Genomic DNA, 11,746 nt, shown 5'->3' with positions numbered 1-11,746 from the left:
GGGCGGGGCGTCGCGGCCGGGCGAGGCGTCCGGCCAGGTGTCACGGCCGGGCGGGGCGTCCGCCGCCGAGGGGGCCGCCGTCCGGCCCGGCTTCCGGGTCTACCGCGTCGACCGCTTCACGGCGGCCGCGCCGGTGGGGCCGGAGGGGGCGGACGGGCCTGGCGCTCCGGCCGGTGGGGCGCGCGGCGGGGCGGGGGGCCGGGACGCGGCGGCGGCCGGGCGCTTCGTGCGCGATCCGGAGTTCGACCTGCCGTCGTTCTGGGCCGAGCGGGCCGAGCAGTTCCGGCGCTCGCTGCTGCGCGAGGAGATAACCGTCCGGCTCTCCCCGCGCGGGGTCCGGCAGTTGAGGCACGTCACGGAGCCGGCCGCGGCCCGCGAGGCCGTCGAGCGGGCGGAGGCCGCGGGCGGCCCGGACGCCCGGGGACGGCTGACGGTCACCCTGGCCGTGGAGTCCGAGGAGGTCGCCTACGCCCAGCTGCTGGGGCTGGGCCCGGAGGCCGAGGTGCTGGCGCCCGCCGGACTGCGGGAGCGCTTCGCGGCGGCCGCCCGCCGCGCCGCCGCGCTCTACGGCCCGGCGGACGAGGAGGGAGCCGCCGCGCCGGACTGACGGCCCCCTCGGGGCGCGGCAGCCCGCACGCCCGTCCGGCACCCTCCCGCGCCCCTCAGACACGCCTCACGGCTGGAGCGCCCGCACCGTCCCGCCGTCCGGCAGCCGCCCGGTGACCTCCGCCGGGGCGTCCCGCGCGGCCGGCACCGCGAGCGTCGGCGCGTCGGCCCCGGCCCGTACGCCGCCGGTGACGTCGATCCCGTCCACCCGGCCGCCCCCGGCCGCGAGGAGGTACCACGTCCCGGACTCCGCCTGCCAGCGGACGCCGCCGAGCACCCCGCGGCCGTACGGCCCGCACACCGCCGTGCCGGTGGCCCGCCCGGCGATCCGCCCCGGGTCGGCCGGGCCGGCCGCGGGCGGCTCGAACTGCACCATGGCCCGGCCGGGCCCGCGCCAGGTCTCGGCGCGGTTGCACACCCACTCCGCGGTGCCGCCGCCCTCGGGGAGCGGCTGGCGGGCGTAGACCCAGTTGCTGACGGACCGTACGCCGGTGCCGCGCAGCGACCGCAGGGTGCACGCGGTCCGGGCCCAGCTGTGCAGCGCGGGCGCGCCGTTCGCCTCGCCCGGGGCGGCGGGCCCGGCGGGCGCCGCCGCGTACGCCAGGTGCACCGGCGCGAGGTCCCCGAGGTCGGTCACCAGGACGGCGGGGTGGCTCTCCAGCCGCGCCGAGGTGCGCAGTTCGGTCGCGGGCCAGTGGCCGCACGGGCCCCCGCCGGCGGGCGGGAGCGGGATCCGGTCGGTGACGCCGTCCGGGGCCAGGTGCAGGCCGTGCGGCGGCGCGTCCGGCGCGAGCAGGTCCCGGACGGCGACACCGGCGACCCAGGGGGCGATCAGATAGCGCTGCCAGCCGTTGCCGCGGCCGATCACCAGCGCGCCGGCGGTGGCCAGGTCCGCGTTGTCGGTGCGGGCGAAGTGCAGGGTGGGCGTGGCGCCTTCGGGCTCGGCGTAGCGCACCAGCCGTTCGCCGTCGTGGAAGACCACCACCATGACGTTGTCGATCAGACCGGCGTAGAGCAGCCGGGGCGGTTCCGCCGGGGGCCGGGTGGAGGTGCCGGCGGCGGCCACGATCCGGGTGCCGGGCGGCGGCGCGGCCCAGACCCGCAGCGCCCGGCCCAGCAGCCGCCGGTCCCCGGCCTGGCGGCCGCGCGGCGGCCAGGCGGTGAAGTCCACCCGGGAGGTGCGTACCCACTCCTCGTTGGGGGTGCGGAGCAGCCGGCCGGGGTCCAGGGCCTGCTGGGCGGCGGTGGGCGCGGGCCGGGCGGCGGGCTGTCCACCGGGCAGCGCCGCCACCACCGCCCCGGCCGCCAGCACGGCCGCGAGCGCCGCCGCGGCCCGCGCCCGCTGGCGGCGGCGCAGCAGATCGGTCGGCCGGACGTGCACCGTGCACGGGTCGAACTCCCCCGCGGCCAGCAGCGCCGCGGCCCCGGCCCCCGTCCGCCGGTCCAGCTGCCCGGCCGCCCGCAGCGCCGCGTCCGGGTCGGCGACCCCGGCGCGCGCCAGCACGGCCCGCGCCGCCTCGGGCTCCAGCCCCTCCAGCTGCCACAGCCCCAGCGCGGCCCGGACCGCGGCCGGGACGGCGGACAGGGCCTGGTCCAGGGCGAGTTCGTCGGCGCCGCCGGCCCGCGGGAAGAGCCGCAGCCCCCACACGAACGGCACGGTCGGCAGCAGCACCGCGGGCCGCCGCCGGTCCTCGTAGGCCAGCGCCAGCTCCAGGGTCCGCTGCCGGACCAGGTCGTAGCCGGCGGCGGTGTCCGGGCCGCGCTGGGCGGGCAGCGCTCCGGCCGCCCGGCGCGCGGCGCGCCACGGCAGGGCCCGCTGCACCAGGCCGTGCGCGGTGAGCACCTTGCGGTGGCGGCCCATCGAGGGGGGCAGGACGAGGTGGGCGAGGCGGACCAGGTGCGGATAGTGCTCGACGAGGGCCGCCTCGGCGCGTTCGACATCGGCCCGGGTCCGTTCGTCCATGGGCATGGCGGGTCCGCCCTTCACGAGATGGGGTGCTGTGGGGGTCCTGAAGGCGTGCGGGGGCTGCCGTGGCTGCATGCCGCACAACGACGCAGCGGCGGCCCGGTCACCCGCCCGACCCCCGCCGCCCGCGCGCCCGTTCCCCGGTCCGGGGCACGTCCGGCGTGTCCGGGGCATTCCGCGTGCGGGCCGCCGCGGCAGGGCGGATGCTGGAGCGGTGATGGACGAGACGGAGTTCTGGGAGCTGATCGACGGCTCCCGCGAGGCGGCCGGGGACGACCCCGTGGAGCAGGCCGACGCCCTGGTGGAGCGGCTGCTCGGGCTCGACCCGGACCGGATCGCGGACTTCGCCCGCCACTTCGAGTCCCGCTTCAACCGCGCCTGCACCTGGGACCTGTGGGCCGCCGCGGCGCTGCTGCTGGACGGCGCGAGCGACGACGCGTTCGACTCCTTCCGCTGCTGGCTGATCGGCCGGGGCCGGCACGTCTTCGAGGGCGCGCTGCACGATCCGGACCAGCTCGCCGGCCTGCTCGGCGACTTCGACGAGGAGACCGACGGCGACGGCGAGGACATCGGCTACGCCGCCGACGAGGCGTACGAGCAGCTGACCGGCGCCGTCATGCCCGACCTCGGCCTGCCCGCGCCCCCGCCGGAACCGCTCGGCGACTACCTCGACCCGGACGACGACGCCGCCCTGGCCGAGCGCTTCCCCCGCCTGTGGGCGCGCTTCCGCGACTAGCTCCAGTGTTTGCGGCCTCCCGCCGGGCCGGTCCCCCGTAACGCCCCCGATCCCGGGCAGGATGGGCGCATGCGGATCGCGATCACCGGCTCGTCCGGACTCATCGGCAGGGCACTCGTCCGGCGGCTGCGCGCGGACGGCCACGACGTCGTACGGCTCGTCCGGCGGCCCCCGGCGGCGGCCGACGAGGTGGCCTGGGACCCCCAGGGGCGCCGGCTCGACCCGGCGGCGCTGGCCGGCTGCGACGCGGTGGTGCACCTCGCCGGGGCGGGCGTCGCCGACCACCGCTGGACCGCCGCGTACAAGCGGGAGATCCGCGACAGCCGGGTGCTGGGCACCCGCACCCTGGCCACCGCGCTGGCCGCGCTGGACGAGCCGCCGCGGGTCTTCGTCTCCGGCAGCGCGATCGGCTACTACGGCGACACCGGGGACCGGCGGACGGACGAGTCCGCCCCGGCCGGCACCGGCTTCCTGCCGGAGGTCTGCGTGGACTGGGAGGACGCCGCCGCCCCGGCCGTGGACGCCGGTATCCGGACCGTCTTCGCCCGGACCGGTCTGGTGGTGTCCCGCTCCGGCGGCGCCTGGGGGCGGCTCTTCCCGGTCTTCCGGCTGGGGCTGGGCGGCCGCCTGGGCGACGGCAGCCAGTACTGGAGCTTCATCTCGCTGCACGACGAGATCGCGGCGCTGCGCCATCTGCTGACCGCCGAGGAGCTGTCCGGGCCGGTCAACCTCACCGCCCCCGAGCCGGTGACCAACCGCCAGGCGACCGCCGTGATGGGCCGCCTGCTGCGCCGCCCCACGCTGTGCACCGTCCCGGCGCCGGTCCTCCGGCTGGCGCTCGGGGAGTTCGCGGCCGATGTGCTGGGCAGCCAGCGGGTCGTCCCGCGCCGGCTGCTGGAGTCCGGTTTCACCTTCGCGCACCCCCGGATCACGGACGCGGTGCGCGCCGCCCTGGCCGAGTAGTCCCCGGCGGCCCGGCGCGCGGCGCGCCACGGCGGGACCCGGCCCCCACCGCCCGGAGCGCGGGGAGCGACGACAGCCCCCGGCCCCCACCGCCCCCGTGGCACCGGGCGCACCGACGCGCCCCCGGGGCGCCCCTGTCGGACCGGCCCCCGCGGTCCCTACGGTCCTCGCACACATCACCGGCATCCCGGCGGCCCGCAGCGGGCATGACAATCCTGCGCCGCCGCTGGGACCGACCTCGGGAGGGGCTTGTGCTGCGCACCGTATCGGCCGTCGACGTCGTCATCGTGGGGGCCGGGCCGGCCGGCCTCGCCGCGGCCCGCCATCTGACCGGGGCAGGGCTCACGGTCACCGTCCTGGAGGCCGCGCCGCGGGTCGGCGGCCGGTCCGTCACCGACCAGGTGGACGGCTTCCGCCTGGACCGCTGCGCCCGCCCGCTGGCGGTCTCGCCGGCCGCGCTGCGCCGCACCCCGGGTCTGGCCGAGCTGACCCTGCGTCCGTTCGCGGCCGGGCTGGGCCTGCACACCGGGCAGCGGACCCAGCGCGTCAGCCCGCTCCGGTGCACAAGGGGCGCACTCGCCGCGGCGCGCGCCCTCACACGCGCCGACCGCCGTACGGAGCGGTCCGTGGCCGCCGACCGGCCGGTCAGCGACGCGCTCGCCGGCCGCCCGGCGTTCCCGCCGCGCACCCACGACACGTTCCTGCGGCCGCTGCTCGGCGCGCTGCTGTGCGATCCGCGGCTGCGCGGGTCCAGCCGGGGCGCGGCGCAGGTGCTGCGGGCGTACGCCGAGGGGCGGCTGGCGCTGCCGGCGGGCGGCGCCTCGGCCGTCCCGGAGCTGCTGGCGGCCGGTCTGCCGCCGGGGACGGTCCGGACGTCCGTGGAGGTCACCGCCGTCGCCACCAACGGCGTCACGACCCGCGCGCACGGCCGGATACCGTGCCGGGCGGTGCTGGTGGCCACCGGCGCCCGCTCCGCCGCCGGTCTGCTGCCGGGCCTGCGGCTGCCCGCCTTCCACCCCGTGACCGTGCTGCACCACACCACCGGCGCGCCCGCCGGCACCCGCGGCGGCCCCTGCCGGGACACCGCCCTGATCCTGCCCACCGACGGCCCGATCGGCTTCAGCTACCTCGCCGGCGCCATCGACCCCTCACGCACCCCGCCGGGCCGCACCCTCGTCACCACCGCCGTCCTCGGCTCCGCCGCGGCCCTGCCGCTGGACGTCCTGGACAAGACCGTCCGGCCCCGGCTGGAGCGGATCTACGGGGGCCGGGCCGACGACTGGCGGCTGCTGACCGGCCATCACGACCCGTACGCCGTGCCCGCGATGGCCACCCCGCACGATCCGCAGCGCGCCGTACGGGTGCTGGCCGGGCTGTACGTGTGCGGCGACCACCGGGACACCAGCACCCTCCAGGGGGCGCTGCGCTCCGGCCGCCGGGCCGCCCGCGCGCTGCTCCAGGACTTCGGGGTGCCGGCCCGCCCGGAGCCGGGCGCCGTCCCGGCGGCGGCCTGACCGGGCGGCCTGGCCGGGCGGCGCCACGGGCGGCCCGCCGGCCGCCCGCCACCCGCCCGTCAGCCCAGCGCCGCCACCCGCTCCCGATAGCCGCGCACCGGCGCCGCGTCGCGGTACGGCTCCAGCCGCCGCTCGAAGTCCCGGACGTACTCGTGGGCGCGCACCGAGCGCATCTCGGACGCCTGGAGGGCCGCCTCGGCGCCCAGCGTGCACGCCTGCTCCAGCTCGCCCAGGCCCAGCCGCGCGGTCGCCAGCACCACCCGGCAGAACAGCCGGCTGCGGGCGAAGCCGGCCGCCCGCAGCTGGAGCGAGCGCTCGGCGTGCTGGGAGGCCGCGCGGTACTGCTGGAGGTCCCGGTGGCAGTGGGCCAGCTCGTCGGCCAGCTGCGCCTCGTCGAAGAAGCGCGCCCAGTACGGGGTCTCGTCCCCGGGGCGGGCGCTCTCCAGGGCGCGTTCGGCGCGGGCCAGCGCGGCGGTGCAGGCCCGGACCTCGTTCAGCACGCCGTGGCCGCGCGCCTCGGCGGCGTGCAGCAGCGCCTGCACGGTGGGCGGCACCGAGCTGCCGACGCCCTGCTGGGCGACCCGGGCCAGCTGGACGGCCTCCCGGCCGTGCCCCAGATAGACCGCCTGCCGGCTCATCGTCACCAGGACGTAGGCGCCGTACGCGCGGTCGCCGGCGGCCTGGGACAGCCGCAGCGCCTGGACGAAGTACCGCTGCGCCAGTCCGTGCGCGGCGATGTCGTACGAGGTCCAGCCGGCCAGCCGGGTCAGGTCGGCGGCGGCCGCGAAGAGCCGGCGGCCGATCGCCTCGCCGTAGGTGCCGCGGAGCATCGGCTCGGCCTCGTGCTCCAGATAGCGCACCAGGGCCTGGCGGGCGTGGCCCCCGCCGTAGGCGTGGTCCAGCGCGCGGAACAGCTCGCCGACCGAGCGCAGCGCCGCGATGTCGCCGGAGCTGACCCGGCTGCCGCGGGTGCGGTCGACGCGCTCGGTCTGGCGCTGGCGGGGCACCGCCGCCCGGCCGCCCTGGGCCGGGACCCGCTCGGGTGGCTCCGCCGCCGGGTCGCCGTGCGCCACCCGCTCGTCGGGCCGGCCGATCAGCCAGTCCCGGCTGGGCACCACCAGCCCGGCCGGGGTGAAGGCGATCTTCCGCAGCTCGGCGTGGCTGCCGGAGTCCTTGCGCCACAGCCCGCTGACGATGTCCACCGCCTCGGCGGGGGTCGAGGCGAACTCCAGCCCGGCGTACACCGGCGCGCAGGCGTCCAGGCCCAGGTCCTGGGCGGAGAGCCGGCGCCCCAGCCGGCGGGTGAAGACCTCCGCGATCAGCGCGGGGGTGGTGCCCCGGGGCTGCTGGCCGCGCAGCCAGCGGGTCACCGAGGTCTTGTCGTAGCGCAGGTCGAGGCCGTGCTCGATGCCGAGTTGATCAACCCGTCTGGCCAGCCCTGCGTTGGAGAAGCCGGCCTCGGCGATGAGCGCGGCGAGCTGGCGGTTGGGCGTGTGGTGCGGGGGTCGTTCCGTCATCAGCTTTACCGGTCTCCTGCCTTCCGGGCCGGGCCGCCGGGTTCGACTGACCCCGTCCGGCATGCTCTTCGCCCTTGTGGAACGGCGTGAATGTAACGGCCTTCGGCGCCGTTCTCGCCGCCTGCGGCCTGCGTTCATCCGATCGTGTGAGCACGTCACAGGCGCGCCGGGGGCCGCCCGGCGCCCGGGTGCGCACCGGCCGCGTGCCGGCGGCGCGCCCGGCGGCCGTACAGTGGCGTGGGCGCGAAATGCCGCTGACGGTGCACCGCAGATCGCCGGCGGCGGCATGAAGTCGTCGCAGTGAACTGCGACCAGGGTTCGAAGAGGAGCTGCCGTGACTGCGATCTCTCGGGGGGAGACCCCCGCACCCGAGGGTCTGCGCTTCGTCCATCTGGGCTTCGGGGCGGACGCCGTCGAATACAACGCGGCCTGGCAGGAGCAGCGCCGGATCCACGCCGCCCGGTTCGCCGACGAGGTCCCCGACACCTGCCTGCTGCTGGAGCACCAGGCCGTGTACACGGCGGGCCGGCGCACCACCGACGACGAGCGCCCCCTGGACGGCACCCCGGTCGTCGACGTGGACCGCGGCGGGAAGATCACCTGGCACGGCCCCGGCCAGCTGGTGGGCTACCCGATCCAGAAGCTGCCGCGCCCGGTCGACGTGGTCGCCCACGTCCGCCGGCTGGAGGAGGCGCTGATCCGGGTCTGCGCCGAGTTCGGCGTGGAGGGCACCCGGGTCGAGGGCCGCAGCGGTGTGTGGGTGCTCGGCGACCCGGTCGAGAAGCGGCCGGCCCTGGGCGGCCTCCAGCTCGACTTCGACCCGCGGACGGACGAGGAGTTCGACCCGCGGCTCAGCGGCCCCGAGTACGCGCCGTCCAACGCCGGCCAGCGCGGTGAGGACCGCAAGCTCGCCGCGATCGGCATCCGGGTCGCCAAGGGCGTCACGATGCACGGCTTCTCGCTCAACGTGAACCCCGACACCACCTCGTTCGACAAGATCGTGCCGTGCGGCATCCGGGACGCCGGCGTCGCCTCGCTCGCCGGCGAGCTGGGCCGCGACCTCACCATCGCCGAGGTCCTGCCGGTCGTCGAGAAGCACCTGCGGGACGTCCTGGAGAACGCCGTTCTGCTCCCCCGCGCGGTCTGACGCCCGCCGCCCCGCGGCCACCGGCCGGCCTCCACCGGCCCGGCGGCCCGGCCGCGGGAATGCCGCCCTCCCGTACGGGGTTGGACCGGCACCACCGCACGCGTAAGAGCGTGCGATTTCACGGGCGTACCCTGGTGTACGCCGAAGAATCGAAGTTGTAGGGAGCCGACGTGTCCGCAGTCGCACCCGACGGACGCAAAATGCTGCGCCTGGAGGTCCGCAACAGCCAGACCCCCATCGAGCGCAAGCCCGAGTGGATCAAGACCCGGGCGAAAATGGGCCCCGAGTACAACCACCTCCAGGGCCTGGTCAAGAGCGAGGGCCTGCACACGGTCTGCCAGGAGGCGGGCTGTCCCAACATCTACGAATGCTGGGAGGACCGCGAGGCGACGTTCCTGATCGGCGGCGACCAGTGCACCCGGCGCTGCGACTTCTGCCAGATCGACACCGGCAAGCCGCAGGCGCTGGACCGCGACGAGCCGCGCCGGGTCGCCGAGTCGGTGAAGACCATGGGCCTGAAGTACGCCACGATCACCGGCGTCGCCCGCGACGACCTGGAGGACGGCGGCGCCTGGCTCTACGCCGAGACCGTCCGCCAGATCCACGCCGCCATGCCCGGCACCGGCGTCGAGCTCCTGATCCCCGACTTCAACGCCGACCCCGACCAGCTGGCCGAGGTCTTCTCGTCCCGCCCCGAGGTGCTGGCGCACAACGTCGAGACGGTCCCGCGGATCTTCAAGCGGATCCGCCCCGGCTTCCGCTACGAGCGCTCGCTGAAGGTGATCACCGAGGCCCGCGCGGCCGGCCTGGTCACCAAGTCCAACCTCATCCTGGGCATGGGCGAGACCCGCGAGGAGATCAGCGAGGCCCTCCAGGACCTCCACGACGCGGGCTGCGAGCTGATCACGATCACCCAGTACCTCCGCCCGTCCGTGCGGCACCACCCCATCGAGCGCTGGGTCAAGCCCCAGGAGTTCGTGGAGCTGAAGGAGGAGGCCGAGGAGATCGGCTACGCCGGCGTGATGTCCGGCCCGCTGGTCCGCTCCTCGTACCGCGCCGGCCGCCTCTACCAGCAGGCGATCGAGCGGCGCGAGGTCGAGGCGGCCAGTCAGGCGGTTTGACGCGCCCGGCGCGCCAACTTGTGAATCCTGGCACATGCTGAGAGACGCGGCCCCGCACTCCCCCGGGCTGGGGGGCGTGGGGGCCGCGTCAACGTTTCATCGTGTTTGACCGGCAGGTCATCCGTTGGTAACACCACTCGGTAACGATGGATGCACCCACCGCGCACGCGCCCCGCTGTTCGTATCTGATCCATCCGTCCGTTCGTCCGTCGAGGGAGACCATCACCATGGAGGCCGCGCCGCTCCGCGCCACCGCCCGCCCCATCCCCTCCGTCACCGGTGCCCTGCGGGCCATCGAGGCCGTCCTGCTGCGCGGCGGCCAGCGCACCGCCCGCCGCAACGCCTGGACGTCGGTCCTGGAGGACCGCCGCCGCGCCAAGGACCGGTACGACGCCGGGTACGTCCTGGAGGCCGCGGCCACCCGCCGCCCGCACGCCACGTAAACTTCGCTGTATGGCGAGGAAGGCAAACGCAACCGGCGCTGGCGGCGCTGAGAACCCCGGGCGGCTCAAGCAGATCGCCCTGACCTACAAGATGACCCGTCGGGTCGATTCCAAGGTCGGTCTTGTCGTCGCTGGCACAGGAATCGTCGTCTTCGGCGTCCTCCTCGCCATCGGCTTCCTGATCGGCCACCCCGTGTACACGGGCATCCTGGGCTTCGTCCTGGCCTTCCTGGCGATGGCGATCATCTTCGGCCGGCGCGCCGAGCGGGCGGCCTTCGGGCAGATGGAGGGCCAGCCCGGCGCGGCGGCCGCCGTCCTGGAGAACGTCGGCCGCGGCTGGACGGTGACCCCCGCGGTCGCCATGAACCGCAACCAGGACGTCGTCCACCGCGCGGTCGGCAAGGCCGGCATCGTGCTGGTCGGCGAGGGCAACCCCAACCGCCTGCGCGGTCTGCTGGCGGCCGAGAAGAAGCGCATGGCCCGGGTCGTCGCGGACGCCCCCGTCCACGACGTGATCGTCGGCGACGGCGACGGCCAGATCCCCCTCAAGAAGCTCCGCACCCACCTCCTCAAGCTCCCCCGCGTCCTCCCCGGCCCCCAGGTCACCACCGTCAACGACCGCCTCCGCGCCCTCGGCGACCTCATGAGCAACATGCCGGTCCCGAAGGGCCCGATGCCCAAGGGCATGCGCATGCCCCGCGGCGGCAAAATGCGCTGACCCGTCGGCGGCCCGCCCGCCCGACCTGCGGAACGTCCGACAGCGCCCGTCCGGCTTTGGCTGGGGGGCGCTGTCGGTTTTTTGGGGGTGATCGGGGTGTGGGGGGCGTGTCGGACGTCCCGGTCTCCGCGTAGGGGCGTACGGGCCGTGGGGGCGCCCCGCAGCTTCGTTGTACGGGCCTACGGTCGTCACGGCTGGGGGCCGCGCCCAAGGTCGGACGCGTTCCCCGTACCGCACGTCAGGCGCGTATCCGTACCGACCGCCGTGTCAGATCCGCACCTGGACCGACCGGCTGAGCCGGTCGTGCAGGCCGCGGCCGTCGCGGTCCCAGATCACCGCCGGGATGACCAGCACCAGCAGCAGCGTCCGCAGGATCACCCGCGGGAGGCTGATCCGGCCGCCGCCCTCGGCTACGACCCGGAGCCCCAGGAGCCGCTTGCCGGGCGTGCAGCCGACCGTGCCGACGGTCAGCACGCTGAGCACCGCGAAGACCAGCAGCGCCCAGTTGCTCGTCGCCTGCGCCTTGCCGCCGCTGAGCAGCCCGTACGCGACGATCAGGCACAGCGCCCAGTCGATGAAGAGCGCGCCGAAGCGGCGGCCGGCCCGGGCGATGGAACCCGGCCCCTCCTCGGGCAGCCCGAGCCGCTGCCCTCGGTACCCGAAGTCGACGCCCATGTCCTCGGCTGCCGCCCGGGGCCCGGAGATCCACGATCCGATTGCTTGCCTGTTGTCCACCCGTCCACGGTACTGCGACCGCATACGTTCCCCGGGCCCCGGGTTCCCGCTCGCGCCGGGATCCCACCGGGAAGGCCGCACGGCGTACCCGGCGGTCCCTAGGAGCCGGGCACCCCGCAGGCGCACACTGGTGGTGACACGTGACAGCAACCGCAACGGAGCACGGCCAGGGCGGGCCCAGGAGGGACGGCGACCAGCTCCCGCCAGGCACGGCGACCGGCCCCCGACCGGGGTGAAACCGACCGCGTGCCGGTTAACCTCGGCGAAACAAATGGGTCAT

Annotated in this window: 11 protein-coding genes; 8 read left to right on the top strand and 3 right to left on the bottom strand. The window is 76.4% G+C overall.

Annotated elements, in window-relative coordinates; translation table 11 throughout:
* Positions 1 to 607 (top strand): WYL domain-containing protein (locus ADL22_RS30940; protein ID WP_159048751.1); only part of this gene is annotated, 607 nt, incomplete at its 5' end.
* Between the two features lie 66 nt (positions 608 to 673).
* Here ADL22_RS30940 and ADL22_RS30935 read toward each other — a convergent pair.
* Positions 674 to 2,569 carry a hypothetical protein gene (locus tag ADL22_RS30935; RefSeq protein ID WP_066987440.1) on the bottom strand — a complete coding sequence of 632 codons (1,896 nt, stop codon included), beginning with the start codon at positions 2,567 to 2,569 and terminating at the stop codon, positions 674 to 676.
* A 220-nt stretch (positions 2,570 to 2,789) separates the two neighbouring features.
* Here ADL22_RS30935 and ADL22_RS30930 point away from each other — a divergent pair, with 220 nt between their 5' ends.
* From ADL22_RS30930 to ADL22_RS30920, 3 genes are all read left to right on the top strand, one after another.
* On the top strand, positions 2,790 to 3,308 hold the full coding sequence (locus ADL22_RS30930) for a DUF4240 domain-containing protein (RefSeq protein WP_066987438.1): 519 nt from the start codon (positions 2,790 to 2,792) through the stop codon (positions 3,306 to 3,308).
* Between the two features lie 69 nt (positions 3,309 to 3,377).
* Positions 3,378 to 4,271, top strand: a complete 894-nt coding sequence (locus ADL22_RS30925) for a TIGR01777 family oxidoreductase (protein ID WP_066987435.1) — start codon at positions 3,378 to 3,380, stop codon at positions 4,269 to 4,271.
* Between the two features lie 251 nt (positions 4,272 to 4,522).
* Entirely contained in the window at positions 4,523 to 5,785 is a 1,263-nt protein-coding gene (locus tag ADL22_RS30920; protein WP_066987432.1) for an NAD(P)/FAD-dependent oxidoreductase, read from the top strand.
* A 59-nt stretch (positions 5,786 to 5,844) separates the two neighbouring features.
* Here ADL22_RS30920 and ADL22_RS30915 read toward each other — a convergent pair whose 3' ends face one another.
* Complete coding sequence (locus ADL22_RS30915; RefSeq protein ID WP_066987429.1) at positions 5,845 to 7,302, bottom strand: regulator; 1,458 nt, start codon at positions 7,300 to 7,302, stop codon at positions 5,845 to 5,847.
* 334 nt (positions 7,303 to 7,636) lie between these two features.
* Here ADL22_RS30915 and lipB point away from each other — a divergent pair, with 334 nt between their 5' ends.
* The 4 genes from lipB to ADL22_RS30895 all read left to right on the top strand — a co-directional run bounded on the left by lipB (position 7,637) and on the right by ADL22_RS30895 (position 10,731).
* Complete coding sequence (gene lipB, locus ADL22_RS30910; RefSeq protein WP_066987426.1) at positions 7,637 to 8,449, top strand: lipoyl(octanoyl) transferase LipB; 813 nt, start codon at positions 7,637 to 7,639, stop codon at positions 8,447 to 8,449.
* 170 nt (positions 8,450 to 8,619) lie between these two features.
* Positions 8,620 to 9,570: a lipoyl synthase gene (gene lipA, locus ADL22_RS30905; protein ID WP_066987423.1), complete on the top strand. Its 951-nt coding sequence runs from the start codon at positions 8,620 to 8,622 to the stop codon at positions 9,568 to 9,570.
* Positions 9,571 to 9,797: 227 nt separating this feature from the next.
* Entirely contained in the window at positions 9,798 to 10,013 is a 216-nt protein-coding gene (locus tag ADL22_RS30900) for a hypothetical protein (RefSeq protein WP_066987420.1), read from the top strand.
* Positions 10,014 to 10,023: 10 nt separating this feature from the next.
* Entirely contained in the window at positions 10,024 to 10,731 is a 708-nt protein-coding gene (locus tag ADL22_RS30895) for a DUF4191 domain-containing protein (RefSeq protein WP_066987418.1), read from the top strand.
* A 267-nt stretch (positions 10,732 to 10,998) separates the two neighbouring features.
* On the opposite strand, the gene ADL22_RS30890 is transcribed toward ADL22_RS30895, so the two are convergent.
* Positions 10,999 to 11,466 carry an RDD family protein gene (locus tag ADL22_RS30890; RefSeq protein WP_199836411.1) on the bottom strand — a complete coding sequence of 156 codons (468 nt, stop codon included), beginning with the start codon at positions 11,464 to 11,466 and terminating at the stop codon, positions 10,999 to 11,001.
* Positions 11,467 to 11,746 lie beyond the last annotated feature (280 nt).

Origin of the sequence: Streptomyces sp. NRRL F-4489, assembly GCF_001509485.1 — a bacterium.
Taxonomy (GTDB): domain Bacteria; phylum Actinomycetota; class Actinomycetes; order Streptomycetales; family Streptomycetaceae; genus Streptomyces.
Note: the sequence above shows the minus strand (reverse complement) of the source record. Positions and strands in the feature narration are given on the sequence as shown.